This is a genomic window from Subsaximicrobium wynnwilliamsii (genome assembly GCF_007997225.1).
In the GTDB taxonomy this organism is placed as follows: Bacteria; Bacteroidota; Bacteroidia; order Flavobacteriales; family Flavobacteriaceae; genus Psychroserpens; species Psychroserpens wynnwilliamsii.
The window spans coordinates 1-21,613 of the sequence record NZ_VORM01000038.1; the positions used below are offsets into that span (position 1 = coordinate 1).

A 21,613-nucleotide genomic window follows, 5' to 3' on the forward strand; every position below is an offset into this window, starting at 1 on the left:
GGTATGACTGAGAGTTTAGAGGAAAGGTTCGAAAGACATCAATCTGGACGAGAAAGAACCACAAAGGCATATCGACCTTTTAAATTGATTTTTTCTGAAGCTTTAGATGTAGAAAGAAAAGTAGCTAAAAAAAGAGAGAAATATTGGAAATCTGGAATAGGAAAAGAAAAACTACGCCAGTTAAGAGATCAAAAATATATTACATTTACCAAATAAAATTGCTCAAGTGGCGGAATTGGTAGACGCGCTGGATTCAAAATCCAGTAACTTCGGTTGTGCGGGTTCGATTCCCGCCTTGAGTACCAGAAAAAACCGTAAGACATTATAAACTAATGTTTTACGGTTTTTTTATTTGCAATCTTGCCGATATTTTACCCACAAAGCCTGTAAATATCCTTGCTTAATCAAACTCTCGAAACTTTGATTTAGACTAAATCTCGTCCCTATCTTTTCTGGAGACTTGCTCATGAGTGCCTCTGAATTATATCTGGGCATGTTCTTTTATTTACAGAATTAAATTTAACGGTAGAAATAAATCCGATAACACTTTTTAAGATGTCCCTCTTTTTTGGTGTCTATGTTTTCAAGTGCTTTTCTAGTGCTTCAAATATGTTTTCAGCCCTAATGCATCTTGCAAACTCCTTACGCATAACGGTAAATTGCGCATTCAATAAAAGTGACCGAGCCGTCCTCAATTGAAGTGACGGCTCGGTTTGATTACTATAATTGCCACTGCCTTAAAATGAAGCATTCACTGCAGTGCCTCTTAGATAAAACTATTTAACGATAAGCGTTCCTATCATTCCCGATTGAAAATGTCCCGGAAAAGTACAGATGTAAGTATATTTACCTGGTTTTTTGGGCGCATTGAATGTGACTTCCACCGTTTGACCACCAGCAGCCAAGCCAGTATGGGCAATGATTTGATCTTTCATTTCTGGAGCAATGTAGTCGTTATCACGCTGCTTGGACGAGGCTAAGTTTACCGCTTTCGAGTCTGCCGATTGTTTTAACAACACAAAGTTATGCGCCATGGCAACGGCTGGAAATTTGGAGTCATTGCTTAGCTTGACCGTGATTTTCTGTCCAGGACTCGCTTGAATAGTTTCTACTGAGAATCGCATTTGATCGGTACCTTTCATCTCGATCACTTTTGCGGTTTGGGAAAACGCTACTGCCGAAGTAAATAAAAGGAGCATACTTAGCATTTTTAATGAATTTTTTGACATAATTTTTAAATTTTTCATAACCATTTTTTTAATTTATTTATTTGTAAATGAGTTAATTAACACCAATTCAGCTCGATCTCAAAGCTTTTTTTAATGGCGATACAAAGGTAATCAATAATTTATTTAGGACAAAACAGTCCGACATTAAGTTTTAAATCTGTCTTTCGGTTTATATCATATTGTTTGACTTAAGACTTCTTATCTGGAAGCATGGACTTTAAGCTAAAGCTCAGCATTGACCTCATTATCCCCGTAGACCAAATCAATGAATTCATTTTTGGGGAGATCGCCAAAATAGTCTTCGATAGCAGTAGCTTTTAAACGGGACGAAATAGCGTCCTTATCATATCTGGTTCCAACGAGAAGTGTCTCTAGACTTTCCAATGGTTCCTTTCCGAAGAAATCACCGAAGATTTTTAGGTCTTGAATATGTCCCTTTTCCACAAAAATCCGCAAATCCAATTCACCTATTGAGAACCGTTTGCTTCGTTGAATATTGAATTTGGGCGAGCGTCCATAATTCCAATCCCAAGTATCGTATTTGTCTTCTTTCAATTGCTTTACGCTTTGCCATTCTACAGCAGTAAGTTCATACCGCTCAAAAGGTTCACGCTCTTCATAAAGTCCTTCCAGCACCAATTGTCTAAAAGCTTCGATCTTCAAGGGCTGGTCTAAATATTCTGAAATATTAGCTACCCTACTACGAACCGATTTATGTCCTTTAGATTCAATCTTACCCATTTTTACATTTAATGCTTTTGCCACTTCCCCCAAATTGGTATCGAGCAGTAAAGTGCCGTGGCTTACCATTCTTTTACCTGTTGAAAATTGGGCGGTACCAGAAATCTTCTTCTCCTCTACCTGAATATCATTTCGGCCCTTAAGTTCGGCATTGAGCCCTAAAGACTGCAATACTTTGATCACGGGAGCGGTAAACTTCTTGAAGTTGTTCAAGCTTTTTCCGTCGTGGTTGGTAATAAAGCTGAAGTTGAGGTTGCCAAAATCATGATACACGGCACCACCGCCAGAAATTCTTCGTACCACATGGATATTGTTGTCTTCCACATAACGCTGATTGATCTCTTCCAGCGTGTTTTGATTTCGTCCAATAATAATGGAAGGCTCATTGATATAAAACAACAAATAATCGTTTGTAGGATTTAAGTTTCTTAAAATGTATTCTTCCAACGCAAGATTTAAGCGCGGGTTTGTATGGCCTTCGTTTTCTATAAAAATCATTTCTATTTTTTTAAAATGCCTTAGTCCAGACAAAAATTAATGTAACAGGCGAGCATAGTGAAGTTTCGGTATTCTCAAGCGCCCAAACATTTTTTGAGGAAGAACAGCAATAGGGCCATTGTTGCTCAAATCATCGGAAGGTGCTATCTCCTTAATCCAATCGTCTAGTTTGGCGTCTTCTTTTGAGACCCCTCTTGGCCAAATGCAATCTACTAAAATCCGATATCCGTCGGCCGTTGAGGCGTCCTCATAAACACGCTTGATTTTTAGCTTATGCATGGGTTAAGCAAAATTTCACTTGTTTACTGAATGCGCTTCTACGGAAAAATGCTTCCGAAGCATTCCTTTTTAGTAACACATCAGTGCTTTTCTTCATCCAAAAACTGTCGCAGTACATACTGAAGGATGCCGTCGTTTTGATAATAATCAATTTCTATTTCAGAATCGAGACGTGCCATGACCTTGAATTCCGTTTTGTCGCCTTTATCATTTTCAGCAACGACATGCAGTTCTTTTTGAGGGGTCAGGCCTTCTGCAATTCCCGTAATGCTAAAATTTTCCTTACCCGTCAACCCTAATGATTTCGCCGAATCGCCTTCTTTGTATTGTAAGGGCAGTACACCCAGGCCCACCAAATTACTGCGGTGGATGCGTTCATAACTTTCAGCCAAAACAGACTTGATGCCCAATAAAAAAGTACCTTTCGCGGCCCAATCACGGGACGAGCCACTTCCGTATTCCTTACCTGCCAAAACGATTAAAGGGGTGTTGTTTTCCCTGTATTTTTGGGCGGCATCGTAAACCGTCATTTCCTCTCCTGAAGGAATATGTTGCGTAAAACCACCTTCTTTGTCCACCAACTGGTTTTTAATGCGCACGTTGGCAAAAGTACCGCGCACCATGACCTCATCATTGCCGCGTCGCGAGCCGTAAGAATTGAAATCATTGGCATCTACCCCTTGCTGCACCAAATATTTTCCTGCTGCGGAATCTTGGCTGAAGGCACCCGCAGGCGAAATATGATCGGTAGTAATACTATCACCCAAAACCAATAAGGCTTTGGCTGCTTCTATATTCTGAAAGTTTTTTGGTTGCTCTGAAATATCCTTGAAAAACGGAATCTCTTTGATATAAGAGGACTTGGCATCCCATTGGTAGAGCTTATCATCTGGCACCTCCAGATTTCTCCAGATCTCATTGCCTTCGAATATTTCTCCATAATTCTTATCATAATCACCAGGGGTAAGCACCTTGGCCATAATTTCGTTGATCTCATCGTTGCTTGGCCAAATATCTTTTAAATATACAGGTTCCCGATTGCGATCATAGCTAATGGGATCATTGATTAAATCAACATCCACGCGCCCAGCCAAGGCATAGGCAACAACCAACATGGGCGACATCAAGAAATTCATTTTCACTTTTGGATGAACGCGGGCTTCAAAATTCCGGTTTCCAGAAAGCACCGAGGCCACTACCAAATCGTAATCATCAATGGCTTCCCTGATCTTTGGGGGCAAGGGTCCGGAATTGCCAATGCAGGAGGTGCAACCGTATCCCACGAGATGGAAATCCAATGCTTCGAGATCGGTCATCAAATCGGCTTTTTTCATATAATCGGTAACTACCTTAGACCCGGGCGCAAATGAGGTTTTTACCCAAGGTTTCACATCAATGCCACGTTCACGGGCTTTTCGGGCCACCAAACCTGCGCCAATCATCACAAAGGGATTGGAGGTATTTGTACAAGAGGTTATGGCGGCAATCACCACAGAGCCATCAGACAGTTCAAATTTATCGTGACCGTGATTGATCCAAACCGTTCTCAGGTTTTTGTCGTCTTTTTCAATGGTAACCTCTTCCCTGTCATTATTGGCTTTGTCATCATCCTTGGAAGGCTGCACTGGCTGGTTGCCTCCTTCTGCCTTCCAACGGGCCAAAGATTCTTTTTCCTCACGATCATCCATGGTAATGTAACTCCTTCCGAAGGATTCCTGTAGCAGATCAATGAATTTGGGCTTGAAATCCTTCAGCAAAATCTTATCCTGAGGGCGTTTTGGCCCAGCAACGGTTGGTTCAATCTTGGAGACATCCAGTTCCACCACCGAAGAATAGGTAATCGCCTCGCTATTTTCCCGCCAAAGCATGTTGGTCTTGCAATAGGTCTCCACCAGCTTGACGTGATCTTCAGCACGATTGGTCTTGCGCATGTAATCCAAGGTCTTGTCATCAATAGGAAAGTAGGTCACTGTGCAACCAAATTCTGGTGACATATTGCCAATGGTCGCACGATCGGGAACGGAAAGATGGTCAAGTCCAGGCCCAAATACCTCAACAAATTTGCCAACCACACCGTGTTTTCTTAAGGCATGGGCAATTTGAAGAACGAGATCGGTCGCCGTGGAGCCCAAAGGCAATTTCCCGGTCAATTTCAAACCGACCACTTGTGGCATGATAAAATAAATGGGTTGACCTAAAAGGGCTGCTTCGGCCTCAATACCGCCAACGCCCCAGCCCACAACGCCAATCCCATTGACCATGGGCGTGTGGCTATCTGTACCCACCAAAGTATCAGGGAAAATCTGTCCATCACGTGTAGTCACGCCTTGGGCGAGGTATTCCAGATTGACTTGATGGCAAATGCCCATCCCAGGCGGAACGACGCTAAAATTCTTGAATGCTTTTTTCGCCCATTTTAAAAAGGTGTAGCGTTCAACATTCCGCTTGTACTCCTCCTCCATGTTGCGCTCGTAAGCATAATTGGTTCCAAAATAATCCACTTGCACCGAATGATCCACAATAAGATCCACAGGAATCATCGGGTTGATCTTTTGGGCATCCCCGCCTTTTCGATCCACTTCGGCACGCAAGGCTGCAATATCAACCACAGCGGGAACTCCAGTAAAATCCTGCATCAAGACTCGGGCAGGTTTAAATGGGATATCCTCACCGGTAGTATCGGGTTTCCAATGCAATAGCGTTTCGATATGTGCTTTGGTCACTGCAAAATCGTCAAAATTGCGTAAGACATTTTCTAGAAGAATACGTATGGAATACGGCAGTTTCTCAATCGGATGACCTTGGTTTTTCAGCGCTGTAAGACTAAAATAATCGAAGTCTTTATCTTGAATTTCGAGCGATTTTTTGACGTTATAGGGATCTTTGGACATTGTGGCAAGGTTTTAAGTGAAAACACCTAAAGTTACAAAAAAATGTATTGGCTTGAAATGTGCGCCAATTAGCTTTTATTTGAGGTCTTGATGGCGGTAACTTCAGATTAGCTGATATTTAGGTTCTATTAACAAAGTAATTTTGTTGAAATTGGCAGTGCTGTGATGATTTTCCATAAGCACCCTATGCCCTTAATAGTAATATGGTTTATCTAGTAATGCAAGGCAGAAGGCGCTCTGCTATGAGAAGCATATAAAGGTCTGCCCAACTAAGCACCTCTCTGCGCCCTTCGTTGTTTATAACCCCTGCCCGTGCTTCTTGAAATCGCACTAAGAAATTTTTTTAAAAGGCAAGGCCAAAACTCGTATTTCGGCGTTAATTTTTAATAAATTGAACATCATATAATTATAAACCATATTCTCAACATTCTAAAACATTTAAATGCTAAAAAGTCAGCAATTAGGGCATTTGACATAATTACTTGTATAAATTAATATAATGCTATTAAATTTTAATAGTAATACTACTATCTTTGCGTTCGTAAACATGAATTCATGCAAGAGCTTTTGAAAAACTTAAAGATAAAAGTCAATAACAAGACTTACCTAAAGGATCCTGAGACGTCTGAGCTGGGCAAGAAAATCTTGCAGCGTAGCATCATACTTATTAGTGAAATCGGTTTTGAAGCGTTTACCTTCCGTAAGTTGGGTGCCGCTATTTCATCCAATGAAAGCTCCGTATATCGCTATTTTGAGAATAAGCATAAATTGCTGCTATACCTTACCTCTAGGTATTGGGCACAGATTGAATACGAAATTGTAGTAAAGACTTTCAGCATTCCAGATCCCGTGGAGAAACTGGAGACGATTATTGCCATTGTAACCGAGAAGATTGAAACCGACACCGATCATTCCCACATCGATGAGAAGTTGCTGAACCAGATTGTTATTAGCGAGTATCCAAAATCATTTTTGACCAAAGAAGTGGATGTCGAAAATAAAGAAGGCTATTATACCATTTACAAAAGGCTTATTTCACGAATTAAGGATGCAATCATCGCCGTGGACAAAGACTATCCCTTCCCAGTGACTTTAGCAAGCACACTTGTTGAAGGATCCATGCATCAACATTTTCTTTCTGATCATTTCCCAACTTTGACAGACTGTGGAACCGTAACTACGCCCACCAAATTTTACTCCCATTTGATTTTCAACACTCTTAAGAAACCATCCAAATGAAGAAGATAATGACTCCTTGGCAACGCTTTATTAATGTGCTCAAACTTGATAAACGTGACATTAAACAAATTTTTTATTATGCCATTTTCGCAGGACTTGTCGCATTAACGCTGCCCTTGGGCATTCAAGCAATCATAAACCTCATTCAAGGGGCACAGGTTTCAACATCCTGGATAATTCTTGTTGTACTTGTTACACTGGGTGTAGCGTTTCAGGGCATACTGGAGTTGATGCAAATACGTATTCTCGAAAATATACAGCAGAAAATTTTTACACGATCGTCGTTTGAATTTGCCTACCGTTTTCCAAAAATCAAATTTAGTGAAATGCACCAGCGCTACCCACCTGAACTGGCGAACCGCTTCTTTGACACCTTAATGATTCAAAAAGGCTTATCAAAGGTTCTGCTTGATTTCCCTGCGGCAATTCTCCAGATTGTTTTCGGATTGATTTTACTATCGCTATACCACCCATTTTTCATCATCTACGGTTTGCTTCTTGTCATTTTAGTTTACATAGTATTCAAATTTACCGCGCGAAGAGGCATGGAAACCAGTCTTAAGGAATCGAAAAACAAATACGCAGTTGCCAATTGGCTGCAGGAAATTGCAAGATCACTCACGAGTTTTAAGCTTTCTGGACGCACCTCACTGGCCATGGAGCGGAACAATGCATTGACCGATAAATATTTGGAAGCTCGTGAGAACCATTTTCAAATTTTGATGCAACAGTTCATCCAAATGATTGGCTTTAAGGTCTTGGTCACCGCAGGATTGTTGTTAATTGGAGGATTGCTTGTATTAAATCAAGAGATGAATATTGGCCAATTTGTAGCTGCAGAAATTATCATTTTATTAGTCATAAACTCTGTGGAAAAACTCATTACGGGCATTGAGAGTTTTTACGATGTATTGACATCACTTGAAAAAATTGGAGAAGTAGTAGATAAAGAATTGGAATCACAGGAAGGTACAGATCCATTTGAGTTTAAATCAACAGCCTCGATTTCTTTTGACCGTATAGCCTTTACCGATATGAATGGAAACCTCATTTTGGATTCATTAAGCCTTGACTTAGTACCAACCGATAGACTGTACGTTGACGGGCCATCGGGTTCTGGCAAAACCACATTGCTAAAATTATTGTCTGGATTGATAGAGACCACGGAAGGCGCTATTTATATTAATGACTATAACTTTAAGGGGATGCGCATCAATGCGTATCGTTCTCACGTTGGGCAAGTAATACCAGAGCAGATGCCATTTGAGGGCACCATACTAGAAAACATCACTTTTGGAAATAAGGATATTCCAATAGACACGGTTAATCGGGTCATTAAAGATATCGGGCTACAAAAATTTGTGCGCAGCCAAGCCAAAGGGATCGACAGCCCCATTTTCTCGCAGGGTCAAAGTATCCCGCATACCGTATCTAAGCGCCTTCTTTTGGCTAGGTCAATTGTTCACGATCCAAAGATTTTATTGCTAAAGGATGCTCTTGAGCATTTTGAGCCACAGGAAGCCCGCGATCTCATGGAGTACTTAGCCCATAGGGATAGACCTTGGCTGCTTATTGCTTCTGGACAAAATGAAGATTGGAAATCGGTATGCAACAAAACATTAAACTTGAACCAAGACCCATTCACATTATAATTGAAAAACAATGCTGAACATATCTCATAATCAACTGAACAAGAAAGTAAGTCTTGAAATGTATTCTGCCTATGCAAAAGCGCACCATTCGGAGTACTATAAATATTTCAATCGGTTTTTGTTCACTTTTGCACTCATCGGTATCATTGTTTTGTTTTTACCTTGGACACAGAACGTATCTGGGACAGGTTATGTGACCACACTTTCGCCTGAACAAAGACCCCAAACCATTCAATCTCCTATCCCAGGCCGAATTGAACAATGGTTCATCAATGAAGGCGACTATGTGGCAAAAGGAGATACGATCTTGTTCATTTCTGAAATCAAGAATGAATATCAAGATCCCAGACTTGTTGAACGCACGGTGGCCCAACGCGATGCCAAAAGCAATGCAGTTGTTGCCTATAAAGGAAAAGTCCAAGCTCTTGGCAATCAAATTTACGCGCTTCAAAACGAGCGCGTGTTCAAAAAAGAACAGGCAGAAAACAAACTGAAACAAGCCCGTTACAAAGTGCAAAGTGATAGCATCGATCTTGTAGCGGCAGAGACAAATCGTGAAATCGCCAAAAGACAATATGAACGTACTGCCACATTGCAAGCAGAAGGTTTGAAATCTAAAGCCGATGTAGAAGACAAATCACTCAAATTGCAAGAAACCGATGCTAAATTGATAGGTCAAGAAAATAAGCTACTGGCCAGCCTCAATGAACAGATCAACGCTCGTATTGATATCGATAGAATAGCCACAGAATATGAAGAAAAAATAAGCAAGGCCCAAAGTGAGAAATTCACTGCCAGTTCTTCACAGTTTGATACCGAAGCACAGGTTTCTAAACTGGAGAACACCTCTGCCAATTATGAGATGCGCGATAAGATGGTTTATATTCTCGCTCCTCAAAATGGGTATATAAACAGGGCCATTATTTCAGGAATAGGCGAGACCTTTAAAGAAGGGCAAGAACTTGTGGGTATCATGCCCTCAGACTATGACCTGGCTGTTGAGACTTTCGTTGCGCCCATAGACCTCCCTTTGATTCACGTAGGCGAAGATATTAGGGTTGAATTCGATGGCTGGCCAGCTATTGTATTTAGCGGCTGGCCTAATGCCTCTCTTGGCACATATGGCGGTATTGTAGTGGCGGTTGAAACATTTATTAGTCCCAATGGCAAATTCAGGGTCTTGATTGCTCCCAATCAAGAAGAACAATGGCCCAAGAACGTGCGGGTAGGTTCTGGTGCTCGCACCATTGCGCTACTTCAAGATGTACCCATTTGGTATGAGTTGTGGCGCCAACTCAATGGTTTTCCTCCAGATTATTACGCCGCTGGAGGTGCCGACAACTCTAAAAGAAAAAACAAATGACAATTTGCAGACAAATTCTATGTTGCATTATGGCCTTTGCTTTTGCAAATTTGGTTACTGCACAAGAATCCTTTGAGGTGCTCACTTTTGAAGAGTACTTAGGTTATGTCAAGGAGCACCATCCCTTAATGAAACAGGCCAATCTTACTTTGAGTATTGGCGAAGCAAATTTGTTAAGGGCGCGTGGTGGTTTTGATCCTAAAATCGAAGTGGATTACGATCGAAAGAAATTTAAGACTACAGAATACTACGATAGGTTAAATGCCACGTTTAAAATCCCAACTTGGTATGGGATCGAGTTCAAAGGAAACTTTGAAGAAAATAGCGGCCAATTTTTAGACCCCAGTTTTACGGTGCCCGAAGATGGGCTATATAGTGCCGGTGTCTCATTCTCTCTTGCCCAAGGCTTTTTAATCAACGAGCGAATGGCTGCGCTAAAGCAAGCTCGGTTTTTTGAACAGCAGTCACAGGCCGATCGCGATTTGTTGGTCAACAACTTGCTGTTTGAAGCGAGCCAAGCCTATTTTGAATGGCTACAAGCCACCCAAGAGCAGCAGATATATCTCAATTTTCTGGAAAATGCGGAGTTTAGGCTCAATGCCGTTGTGCGCAGTGTTGAAGAAGGTGCCATTGCGGCCATCGATATCACAGAAGCCAGAATAACACTTCAAAGTAGAAAACTTGATTTAGAAGCAGCAACGCTAAAAAGACGAAAGGCTGAGCTAAATGCGAGCAACTACCTATGGCTTAACGATATCCCCTTAACGATTGAAGAAAATGTCATTCCCGTATTGCCATCCGTTGATCTTTTGCAGACTATCCTTATTTTAGACGGAATCACAAATGTCGAAGGCCTGTCTCCCAATCATCCAAAATTGCAAAGTCTTCAAGCAAAGATTGATGGCCTATTGGTTGAGCAACGTCTAAAGAAAAACAAGCTGCTTCCCAAAATTGATTTACAGTACAACTTCCTGTCCCAGGATTACGATCAATTCAATAGCTTCAACACAACTAACTATAAAGCGTTTGTTAATGTGAGTTTTCCCATTTTCCTTCGGAAAGAACGCGGTGATCTTCAACTTACCAATTATAAAATTGATGACGCGCAGTTTGATCAAAAGGCCGTGATCTTAAGTTTAGCCAACAAAATAAGAGCGACCAATGCTGAAATCGCTTCATTAAACACCCAAAACCAACTTATCATAGACATTGTTTCAGACCATGAAACTCTGGTCGCTGCCGAAGAACGCAAATTTTTTGTTGGAGAAAGTTCACTCTTCCTCATCAATACTAGAGAGCAAAAATTGATAGACGCGCAATTGAAAGAAAATGAGCTTCTTATAAAACAACTCAATGCCACGGCATTATTATATAATATATTAGGAAAATCTGAAATACGTTCGAATTGATTTCATTTAAACAGGCGCTAGATTGCTAAAATGGACCACCTAGCGCTACTGACTTAAAATGTCTGCTTAAGCTTATACTAAATGATTTCTTTTGCGGCTAAACACTCAACTTAGCAAACAAAACCACGCTGGAAATAGCAGCGCAATTTTGGCAAGTAAGCTGCTACTGGCAATAAATTTAATATGGTGCTGTGGCAGCTTTTTTATTCAAATAGTTCTTCGCCCAATTTTTTCTTCTTGTATGCTTTATAATATGTCTTTGTTTTCGTAGTCATAGGAACGTTATTCTTCTGGTTACCAATAAATTCCAAAAGAACTTTTGCCCCTCCAAGTTGCACTTCTCGAACATCGTCTAGCTCACTATATTTTTGCCCTTCGATTTTCTCACATTTTAGAATACGGTTATGGTTGATTTTTTGATCTAATCCGTAATTAATCATCGCTATTGTGTACAGAAACTGTTGTTGATTTTTATTCGTGAGAACGCTGAAGAAATCCCCAAAGGTTGGAATGTTCATTCCAGTATCTCTATTCATCCAAAACCCAACTATTTGAGCAGCAGCTTTAAATTCGGTTCCATTCGGATTAACAGGATTTGAGAAAAGGTATTGACTTGCATCAAAAATAAGACGCTCATAGTTTTCAAATTCAGGATTTTTATCTTGTTGCATTGTTGCAAAAGATTCCGAAAAAAGTTCTTTTGAAGTCGAAGGAAAGGTAAATGAAGTCCAAAGTCTTGATGTAACGATCTCATCATTGTACCTTCCGGCGTTAACTTCTAATGTCGCTGCGGCCTCTTTAATTGCATTGTTTATTGATTCCGATTCTGGATAAGAACTAACAGTGATATCAGTGACTTCGGCATATTTTGTTACTGTTGAATACACCTAAACATTTCCTTTAAAATCGGTTTCAGAGTTCAGTTTTTGATAAATTAATTTTCTCAAAATCTTTTCAGAGCACGCAATCTATTTTTCTTCTGAAAGCCCGCTTGCACAATCGTTATCAAAGGGCAACGCTGTTAAAACAGCATAATGATAGATGCCTTCTTTGTCCTGTATGAATGGTTTTGATTTATATCCGCTTTCAGTAGAATCGTCGGCATCTAAAAAATGTCCTTTCGGGATTTGTCCAATCGCTAAGATTGGAATTAGAAGCAAAAGTGTGAGCATGTTTAAGTTGTAGTTGTTTATTTCGTTAGTTTAACCATAGCGCTTAGCACTTGTTGTGAATGAAGGTTTTTAAAGCGCTTAAACCAATAACCTCAGAGCAAGCCCACAAGGTATGCATTGAAAGACGTTATTTGTATTTCGAGGCAAGCCTCGGGGAATAAAACCCTCTGGAGGGATTCAAAAAAGATCCTATATTGGTTCTAGCACCAAAGTGATTTTATTGAAATCGGCAGCGCTATTGATGACTGTTCTGTAAGCCTCATAAATAGCTGCGGCAATATGGTTGACCCTGTAATGCTCATTGGCCGTGATGATCAAATTGCTGCCATTAAGCTCGTAATGGGATTTGAAACTCAAGAGCTCTTCTCCATTTGTTTCATACACATTTTCAATGTTGATATCCTCCAAATTGGCCACCTCATAGCCTTCAGGAATAGCAATGCTAATGGTTCTATAATAACTGCGCTGAAATTCATTTTCAACAGGCAATGAGCGCTTCTTGTCTTGGTACATCTCCATTTGCCGTCCAATCAAATCACCAACCTTAAACAGATACTTGCCACCGGCTTTTTCAACGAATGCTTCAGAATCAAAGTCTAACACGAACTGCAAAGGTTTTGTTCCAAACAGTTTGGATTGGCCATTGTTTACTGCTTTCTCAATGATTTCAGCATCGTCATCGATATTTTTAGCGAACCCTTCAATGAGTTCGTCTTTATTTTCTGGCTTTATCAAATCCATATAAGGATGAATGTACATCGCGTAATAACCAGATAAGGACTTATCCAGTTTTACATGTGTCTTTGTAAGGTCTTCGGCATCAAAGGCCACTTCAATTCGCATGGTGTCTGTGTTATTTTCTGCTGCAACCGGTTTAATAAACTCAATCGCAGCTACTGCCGATTTGAAATCGCCTATCACGACTTCCTTAATGAACAAGCCGTAAGTATCGGTTAAGAACGCTGGCGGAAATCCGTAACGCGACTCCATTTCGGTGGGCGACATGTATTTTTTGGTCTTCGGGAAATAGAAAAGCACATCGGTCAAAAAATTATTGGCCTCAAAATCGGTATCAAAACGCATGTAGCTGCGTTCGCAGGTGTAGATAAATTCGAACTCAATATTGAGCGCATTGAAAATCGAGGTGTATAATTTCACGATCCCACTTTCGTTGGCCACTTTATCTTTTAACACATCTTCCAAAGCCGATAATTTCTCATCACCGCCAGAAGCAATGTACAAATTGGTTTTGACATAAAATTCTATAGCCCTCAATTTGGCATCAAGCGCATCGGCCTCATTGAAATCGATTTGCTTTAAAAAATCCTCTAATTTGGATTGTTCCCGCCGTGAAAGTTCCGTATTGTAATTCTCATAGATATATTGAGCCACATTGGCATAAGAGCTAATGTCCTTAGTCCTACTCGCAGTGTTTTCATCCAAGGCATAAATTAGGAATTTTTTATCGGCTTCGTAGGCTGCCAGTTCCTCCTCCTCCAACAATGGTATTTGAGGCACTTTAAGTGACCAGTGCAATTTATTTTTGCTAAGCGTATCGCGTTCCACTTGAGCCAAACCATTATAACTCTTAAACCTGAACAACAGATTTGAAGGGGCAAGCAAATCAAACTCTACATTGTTTTTAGTGAAATCAGCTTGAAAATCGATACGTTTGCCCTTATACACCGGAAAGCGTTTTACCACATAGAGATACTCAATGATACTGCCCTTTTCAATCCCTTCAAAAGCAAAATACTTATAGGCACGATTGGTTTCCTCGTTGGTGGCGGTCATTATCTTTGAGTCATCTAAATGAATAACCTTCCCAGATGGGGTAATCACTCGGGCTTTGTTGCGCTCTAAATTAGAGTCTGACGCATAGGGCAAATACACCTTATTATACCTTTCAATGGCATCATCTGCATTGAGATAATACACATTGTGCTCTAAAAAATATTCGGTCAAACTGCCATCTTCCTCGAAATAAAATTCAGTTACGGTTTTCTCTTTTAAGGAAACCATATCTTCATTCTCAAACCCTTTATTGGAATACTTCGGATTAGTCTCCCAATCATAAGATTTGTAGAACTGTTGTGCGGATGCGGTCATTGAAACGCCAAAAAAAAGCAGGCAAAGACAAACTAATGATTTCATGTGTTATGATTTTTTGAGCACAACAATTTCTTTGAAGTTCTTTTCCACCATTTTGATGGCCGTATTGACTTCTTTTTGTTGCTTGGGATTAAGATTTAGGAATTTCATCTCTAACTTATTACGATAGACAATGTTAGTGCTAGAGACTTCATAAGTGATTTCACAATCAAAATATGCATTGTGCATCGAGAAACTATCGGGCACATAATCAATGACATAAGTATCTGGAATCTCTAGAATGTTCTCGTAATCGTAATAACTTTTGTACTTGACCTCCGTATCATTTTGCCTATCGTCTTCAGTTTTATAAACTGAAATATTCTGACTGAGATTAAGGTTGATAAAAATTTCATCATTGTAGATCTTGGCATAATCTGCAATGTTGAAGCTGTAATCTACAAGAAGATGCTTATCGTAATCGAATTTATTGGTCTCGCTAAGTTCATTTATGAGAAATTTGTTATTGCCTTTTTGGAGTTTAGCAGTGTAGTAAGCGTTTATTTTTTCTGAAGTATTCTCCGCTTCGAGTTGGTTGAAAAAATCAATTTTATAATAGCCGGAAATTTCTGCTTGACTCGTACCCAAAAGCATCTGACCCTCCAATTTGAGCGTCATGCGTTCTATCAAACTATTGGTCTTTGGCGACATGACAGGGACGGTCTTGATATCGTACTCGGTTGCGCTTCTTGAAATCAAGGCCTCTTTACCTTGAATGAAGGAAGATGGCATTTCTAAAGGCAAGTAGCGACCAGTCGCGTCTAAAAAGCAAGTTTGACCCTCTATTTCAATGGATAAAATCATGTGATTGTCTACAAGTGGCGTTGGCACCTCACTGTAGCGATACGGGATGGTTCTCGTGCCAATCCAGGTCAATTTACCATCCAATCCAGCAATCTTGAGCATTTCAAATAGCAAACTTGAATTATCCTTGCAGTCGCCATACTTCTTGTTGTAAACGTCATTGGCTTCTCGCGGGATAAACCCGCCCAAAGCATATTCAAAAGCAATGTATTTGATGTTTTTCTGGGTCCAATAATAAATGGCCCTTACCTTCTCAATATCGCTAGGCTTGTCTTTTGTAAGCTCGCTTACAAGCGTCACTAAATTGGCGTCTGGCGCTTGCAGATTGATGTCCTTGACCATGGAATAATACCATTGGTAGAGATCGGCCACACCATTGAGCAAATTTACCGTCTTCCCATCTTTGCTATAAGAAGAGATTATGGGCACAATATGTGGCAGCAGTCGGTTGTAGCTCGGGATGTTGTCCTCATACTTAAATTTTTTTATGTTCTTGAGCTCCCAAGTGTAAATGATATTGCCTCTTTTTTCCTCATGGCTAAAGACTAAATCATAAGCTTCTGTATTGAATTCCTTGAATTCAAACTGAATCTCCTTATCGGCAACCAAAGTGACTTTTTTGTGTTGAATGGGAAAAAAATCGCCAAAATAAATCGGACTCAAAAAACGCGGGTTTTTAACGATTTCAGAATAGGAAAGTTTTGTCTTCCCTCCAACGGAAAGATTGGGATAGATGAAATTAAGGGATTTGGTGTCGTCATGAAAAGCATCGTTCATCTCGTCCTTTTCAACAAAATCCTCAACTTTATGGGCGTCGTACCTACCGTTTTTGTACTCGTATGAAGTGGCTTCAACCGAGCGCAGTTCAAAAAAAGAAGAAAAACTCAAGGCTTTTTTAGAGCCATAGGTGGCGCTTTCGTCTAAAAACAAATCCTCCTCAATGTAAGATTGCTCGATCTCCAAGGCGTCATTCTTAAGCTTTACCGAAATGGACACCTCATCTAACAAGCGTACCTTACTAGACTCGGGATACATGCTTTTATTGAGCTCAAATTCTGGCGAATATTGGGCAAAGCTTTGAAAGGGAAGATAGAGAAAAGCCATCAAAACCCAAACCCAATAAGAGCATTCAACTTTTTGAATCGTAGGCGTCTCCGTTGGCATAGTAGTAGGTTTTGATTAGTGTTCCAGTTTCGTCGTAATAGTTGGCTTCACCATGTTTCTCATCATTGAGGTAGTTGATGGATTCCTTTAATTTTCCGTTGGGATAATAGGTGTCAAAGGGCCCGTTAAGCATTCCGTAGTTATAACTGCGACTGTAATTCAACTGCCCATTGGGATAGTATTTTTTGTCTTTGCCATGCTGTTCGCCCTTCTCGTAATGCAGCTTATTTTCCAATTGGCCATCATAATAATAGGCCATATAATCTCCTTCGATCTTGCCATTAACGAAGCTGGTGGTTCTGGAAGCTTTACCATTGTCAAAAAACGCGTTTAAAACACCTGTTTCGTTGGTTATGGGAATCATCTCTTTTTCCGTTCCGTCGCTATTGAGATAGCTATAACCAATAAGCACATCGTCGCTGTAAAAACGGATGACCTGCAATTTACCATCGGGGCTATAAAATTCCTTTCTGCCTTGAATAAGATCATTGGCATGGGCAGACACGCTAAAGAGCTCGCCATTTCCGTAATACGATTTCCAGCTGCCCTGCGTATTGCCGTGCTCATAAAAATAATCATCCTCCAATTGGCCATTTTGGTAATACCGTTTAGATGCGCCATGGCGATTACCGTTCTCATAACCTTCAGTAACCCTAAGGCTGCCATCGTCATAATACCATTGCCACTCACCATTTAGATTGTCATTGTTATAGTTACCCGAAATGATCACTTTGCCATCAACACTGAAATGTTTATAGGGACCTTGTTTTATTCCATTGACGTAAGTGATTTCGGTTTGCTTATTGCCATTTTGATAATTGGTAACGATGCTGTAGCTTTTCTTATCGGTATCAAAATCAAAGGTTTGGTAAGGTTTCTCATTGACATCATAATAGACTTCCTCTACCAAATCGCCGTAGTTAAATTTGGTATGCCCAACAAGTTTGCCATCCACGCCAAAATCCTTTTGAGTGCCATGCAACTGGTCTTTATGATAAAAGTTGATGGCGTCTAAAGCTCCATCGATAAAGTAAGAATGCCACTCACCATGTTGCAAACCGTTTTTATACCAACCTTGGGACTGCAATTGACCATTGGGATAGAAACCCTGATAGTATTGCCTTGCATTCGCCTTATCGTATTCAGATTTTTGAGAGACCTCGCCAAAAGCATTAAATGTGGTATAACTGCCAACAGGCTCACCCTCCTCAAAGTGGCCTACATCGGTAAGCACCGCATTGTAGTTATAGAATTTCCAGTCACCTATCTTGCCTCCGCTGATGTCGTAATTTCCTTCTGCAGATTTGTTTCCGTTGGGATGGTAGCCTTCAAAAAAGAAATCACCACCTTTTTTAGTGGCTTCAGAAAGTATGTTGCCCGCTTTGTCGAAAAATTTATAACCAATGATTTCGCCTTTGCGATATTTAAACTCTGAAGCTAAAACGCCGTCGGTATCATAGCTTTTAAACAGGTCATCAAAATCGCCGTTTTTATAGGCGTATTCGCTGCTAAGGGTGCCATCGCTAAAATAAGACATCCAATTGCCTTCGTAATAGCCAGCCTCAGTCTGGCCTTGCTCCCTAATCTTGCCATTTTCAAAAAAAGTGATATAGCTGCCATGGAGATCGCCCGCTTTGTAATCGGCTTCCATTGATTTTTTGCCGCTTCTGTAATATTGTATTTCTTTGCCATCGCGCTTGTTGTCCTTAAAGTTTATTACAGAAAACACACTGCCATCGGCATAATATTCAGTCAAATCGCCAACGATGATGCCCGCGTTGTAATCGGCATCATATTCCACCAAAGATTCTCCTACATCAAAATAAGCCAGGTATTTGCCTTTCAATTCGCCTTTATGGAAGTATTTTTTCTGTTTGAGACCTCCAGCTTCAAGATAATAAGTATACTCTCCTTCAAAAGCGTCATCCTTATAGGTAGCTCGAATATAGGGGCTTCCGTCTTCATGAAAAAATTGGTGTTCCCCATTTAATTTTCCATCGGCATAGCGCGAGATTTCCTTTAGTTTGCCATTTTCATGAAACCAGGTCCAGGTTTTAATTCGCTCACCTTTTTGGTTGTAGGAACCCTTGGCGCTAAGTTTTCCGTCGGTATCATAAAAGGTCCAGTCATCAACCATGTACTCCTTATCCCAGGTGCCTTCAGCAGTGAAAGCTCCGTCTTCATATAAATAACCCGCGGCGTCCTTATCATTTTGGCTAAAAAGACCGAACCATTTCACGACGTAAGCCTCAATAAATGCGGTAACCTCATCTGATTTTTTTTCGACCAGCTTTTGATACTCTTCGTTTTTTATGGAATAACTGAGCGTATAGGTAAAGTCGTCAAAATGATCACTGGCACTAATCCATTGAAAGAATGGCAAGTAATATGCATCCCAAAAACCACCATTGGCCTCTATGCTTTTCAATTGTTGCAACAAGGCATGATTTTGCTTTACCAAGGATATATCGATTTCATTATCGATTGGATAATTAGCGTTAAGTGCGACCCTATTGTTTAAGATGAGGTCAAGGTTTTTGAAAGCAGAATCGTCTGGCGACACCACAAGACCTGGTTTTGGCTCATTGCTGTTTTTATCGGCCACCATCTCATTGAGCTGCTTTAGCAAAGTGAACGCCCTATCTGTATCTAACTCGAGAATCAAACCCATGTTGTAACACATGAGCGCCTGTGACATGAGCTGTTGTTTATAGCAGATATCACCCAGTCGCAAGTGCGCATTTCTATAAAGAGGATTGTAAATAATGGCTTTTTGGTAAGCATCTATGGCGCCTTCAATTTGCTCCAGGTTCTCCAAGGCTATCCCTTTATTAAACCATAATTTGGAATTTCTCGGGTAGAGCTCAAGTCCGGTTTCATAGACATCCAACGCATTAGTATATTCCTTCTTACTGGCATAACTAGCGCCTTTATTCATAAAAAAAAATAAATTAGACTGACTGCTACAATTTAAAGACAAGCCCTCGTTGGTGGTGGCAATGGCATCATCAAATTTTTCTTGAAGGATGTAATAATACGATTTTGAAGTAAGTACAGAGCAATAGGTAGAATCGTTTTTATTGATAAGGTTCAATTGCTTGATAACTGCATCGTAATCCTCTTTTTCTACACTTTCCATCACAGAGGGAAATACAGTTTCATAATCAATGTAAGGGATTTGTTCTTGCCCATAGGTGATGGTAATGGCAAAAACCAATCCCACAAAACAGCGGAATTTCATAGTAGTAGGTGTTCGATTTGTAGGGCAATATAGTATAGTTCTTAAAATTATCATAAAAAAATCTAAAATCATTGCGAAAAACATTGGTTCAAAGGTATTTCAATACACACATATTCACACCAATAAACTGTTTGATACAGCTAAAACAAGGCTGTTCGAAGCTTGTGAATCTCATCCCAATCGCAAACCAAACAATTCACAACCGCATTGCTTCAATGTTGTAGGAACGCTTTGAAATGCGTCATCATTCCTAGCAATAACACCTCTATTTTTCACTAACTTCCTAGGCCTGATTGTAGTTTTGGCAGGGCTTTTAAAAAGAAGCTCAGCCAAGTTTCTAATTGTCTAATTTCTAAAATTAAAATCATGAGAATCATACCCAAAATTTTTATCGCCGCGATGGTAGCTTCTACGGGCTATATGGCGCAAGCACAAGACGACCCATCCATGAATAATACTACTAACGGCTTCTATCTTAGGGTCGGTGGTGGTTATGCTTTTGAATCTGGTAAGACCGAATTCAACAATGCCGATCCCAACGGACTCACAGGCATCATGCAATCTACCGATGTTACGGTAAATGCCGACGGCTCCTCGGTAAACGTGAAATCATTGAACGGCACTGTTGGCGCAGGAATCAAACTGAATTTGACTGCAGGTTACATGTTCAGCCCTTATATTGGAGCAGAAATGGGCTTCAGTTACTTTCATGGTGATGAGACAATGATTGGGCGTTTGAGGAGTCCGGAAGTGACTTCCGAAGAAAATATCTATTTAAGAGGTGTGGATTTGGCACCGGCTATTTTTTTGACGCCAAATTTTAAAAAATTCAATCCCTACACACGTATTGGGCTTATCATTCCTGTTGCTGGTCAACTCAACATAGAAACTATGGCAAGACAGGTAAATGGCGGCGGACAAGGCACAGATTTAATGATTGAAGCGAAAAGCGAAGTAAAAAGTAGATTTAGCGTGGGCTATTTTGGAGCCTTGGGTGTCACCTATCCCATCAATGATAAATTGAGCCTCTTTGGCGAAATTGAAATCAAGAACCTAAGCATCGAAAGTAAAACTGCAGAAATCACTGAGTACAGAACCACCGCCATCACTAACGGCCAATCACAGTTGGTACCTGGCCAGCAATTGGCAGATCTTCCGGTTTACGAAAAGAAATTTGAGTTTACCGATGATTTTGACCAAAGTACCACAACGCCTCCAAATCAAGATGCAGCGCGAAAAATACCAACGCAATTTGTGAATGCCAGTGGCACTGGGATCAATGTTGGGATTAGGTATCTATTTTAAAAAAAAGAACATAGAACGCTGCGCTTATAGAACCTAGAAGCTAGACTGATTAAAGAAAGAGCTTAGAACGCTGCGCTTATAGAACCTAGAGCATAGACTGATCAAAAAAAAGAACATAGAACGCTGCGCTTATAGAACCTAGAGCATAGACTGATCAAAAAAAAGAACATAGAACGCTGCGCTTATAGAACCTAGAACATAGACTGATTAAGAAAAAGAACATAGACCGCTGCGCTTATAGAACCTAGAACATAGACTGATTAAGAAAAAGAACATAGACCGCTGCGCTTATAGAACCTAGAACATAGACTGATTAAAACAAGAGCGTAGACCGCTGCGCTTATAGAATGGAGTGTCTACATTTGCTGTGACGAATTTATCTAGTCCGAAAACTATAACTTTGTATTATGAGAAGAAATTTCGACAATGAATTTAAAACAACTGTGGTAGAATTGCTGCAGGCAGGTAAAAGTGT

15 protein-coding genes and 1 tRNA gene are annotated in these 21,613 nt (G+C 40.3%); 7 read left to right on the plus strand and 9 right to left on the minus strand.

Annotation, left to right across the window (positions count from 1 at the left end; genetic code table 11):
• Nucleotides 1-216 (plus strand): GIY-YIG nuclease family protein (locus ESY88_RS19305; RefSeq protein ID WP_147089892.1); only part of this gene is annotated, 216 nt, incomplete at its 5' end.
• 4 nt (nt 217-220) lie between these two features.
• Nucleotides 221-305: transfer RNA gene (locus ESY88_RS19310), tRNA-Leu, on the plus strand.
• A 471-nt stretch (nt 306-776) separates the two neighbouring features.
• On the opposite strand, the gene ESY88_RS19315 is transcribed toward ESY88_RS19310, so the two are convergent.
• The 4 genes from ESY88_RS19315 to acnA all read right to left on the minus strand — a co-directional run bounded on the left by ESY88_RS19315 (nt 777) and on the right by acnA (nt 5,638).
• Nucleotides 777-1,247, minus strand: a complete 471-nt coding sequence (locus ESY88_RS19315; protein WP_189702659.1) for a plastocyanin/azurin family copper-binding protein — start codon at nt 1,245-1,247, stop codon at nt 777-779.
• Nucleotides 1,248-1,451: 204 nt separating this feature from the next.
• Nucleotides 1,452-2,468: a lipoate--protein ligase gene (locus ESY88_RS19320; protein ID WP_147088324.1), complete on the minus strand. Its 1,017-nt coding sequence runs from the start codon at nt 2,466-2,468 to the stop codon at nt 1,452-1,454.
• Between the two features lie 36 nt (nt 2,469-2,504).
• A complete protein-coding gene (locus ESY88_RS21960; protein WP_147088325.1) occupies nt 2,505-2,747 on the minus strand; it encodes a DUF488 domain-containing protein in 243 nt (80 codons plus the stop codon).
• An 80-nt stretch (nt 2,748-2,827) separates the two neighbouring features.
• Complete coding sequence (acnA, locus tag ESY88_RS19330; protein WP_147088326.1) at nt 2,828-5,638, minus strand: aconitate hydratase AcnA; 2,811 nt, start codon at nt 5,636-5,638, stop codon at nt 2,828-2,830.
• Nucleotides 5,639-6,193: 555 nt separating this feature from the next.
• Here acnA and ESY88_RS19335 point away from each other — a divergent pair.
• Genes ESY88_RS19335 through ESY88_RS19350 form a run of 4 tightly spaced genes read left to right on the plus strand, consistent with a single transcriptional unit; the run spans nt 6,194 to nt 11,301 of the window.
• Nucleotides 6,194-6,877 (plus strand): TetR/AcrR family transcriptional regulator, encoded by a 684-nt coding sequence (locus ESY88_RS19335; RefSeq protein WP_147088327.1) that lies wholly within the window; start codon nt 6,194-6,196, stop codon nt 6,875-6,877.
• Nucleotides 6,874-8,529, plus strand: coding sequence for a peptidase domain-containing ABC transporter (locus tag ESY88_RS19340; RefSeq protein ID WP_147088328.1), 1,656 nt, complete (start codon nt 6,874-6,876; stop codon nt 8,527-8,529). The genes ESY88_RS19335 and ESY88_RS19340 overlap by 4 nt, the downstream gene beginning before the upstream one ends.
• 10 nt (nt 8,530-8,539) lie before the next feature.
• Nucleotides 8,540-9,892 (plus strand): HlyD family secretion protein, encoded by a 1,353-nt coding sequence (locus ESY88_RS19345; protein WP_147088329.1) that lies wholly within the window; start codon nt 8,540-8,542, stop codon nt 9,890-9,892.
• Nucleotides 9,889-11,301 (plus strand): TolC family protein, encoded by a 1,413-nt coding sequence (locus ESY88_RS19350; RefSeq protein ID WP_147088330.1) that lies wholly within the window; start codon nt 9,889-9,891, stop codon nt 11,299-11,301. The genes ESY88_RS19345 and ESY88_RS19350 overlap by 4 nt, the downstream gene beginning before the upstream one ends.
• 203 nt (nt 11,302-11,504) lie before the next feature.
• Here the strand turns inward: ESY88_RS19350 and ESY88_RS19355 are convergent, their stop codons facing one another.
• The 5 genes from ESY88_RS19355 to ESY88_RS19375 all read right to left on the minus strand — a co-directional run bounded on the left by ESY88_RS19355 (nt 11,505) and on the right by ESY88_RS19375 (nt 19,833).
• Nucleotides 11,505-12,188 carry a hypothetical protein gene (locus ESY88_RS19355; protein ID WP_147088331.1) on the minus strand — a complete coding sequence of 228 codons (684 nt, stop codon included), beginning with the start codon at nt 12,186-12,188 and terminating at the stop codon, nt 11,505-11,507.
• An 81-nt stretch (nt 12,189-12,269) separates the two neighbouring features.
• Nucleotides 12,270-12,473 carry a hypothetical protein gene (locus tag ESY88_RS19360; protein ID WP_147088332.1) on the minus strand — a complete coding sequence of 68 codons (204 nt, stop codon included), beginning with the start codon at nt 12,471-12,473 and terminating at the stop codon, nt 12,270-12,272.
• A 189-nt stretch (nt 12,474-12,662) separates the two neighbouring features.
• Nucleotides 12,663-14,627, minus strand: coding sequence for a DUF3857 domain-containing protein (locus tag ESY88_RS19365; protein ID WP_223270905.1), 1,965 nt, complete (start codon nt 14,625-14,627; stop codon nt 12,663-12,665).
• Nucleotides 14,628-14,630: 3 nt separating this feature from the next.
• Nucleotides 14,631-16,592 (minus strand): DUF3857 domain-containing protein, encoded by a 1,962-nt coding sequence (locus tag ESY88_RS19370; protein WP_147088333.1) that lies wholly within the window; start codon nt 16,590-16,592, stop codon nt 14,631-14,633.
• On the minus strand, nt 16,558-19,833 hold the full coding sequence (locus ESY88_RS19375) for a toxin-antitoxin system YwqK family antitoxin (RefSeq protein WP_189702660.1): 3,276 nt from the start codon (nt 19,831-19,833) through the stop codon (nt 16,558-16,560). Before ESY88_RS19375 ends, ESY88_RS19370 begins: the two co-directional genes overlap by 35 nt.
• A 366-nt stretch (nt 19,834-20,199) precedes the next feature.
• Between ESY88_RS19375 and ESY88_RS19380 the strand changes: the two genes are divergently transcribed.
• On the plus strand, nt 20,200-21,138 hold the full coding sequence (locus ESY88_RS19380) for an outer membrane beta-barrel protein (protein WP_147088335.1): 939 nt from the start codon (nt 20,200-20,202) through the stop codon (nt 21,136-21,138).
• Nucleotides 21,139-21,613 lie beyond the last annotated feature (475 nt).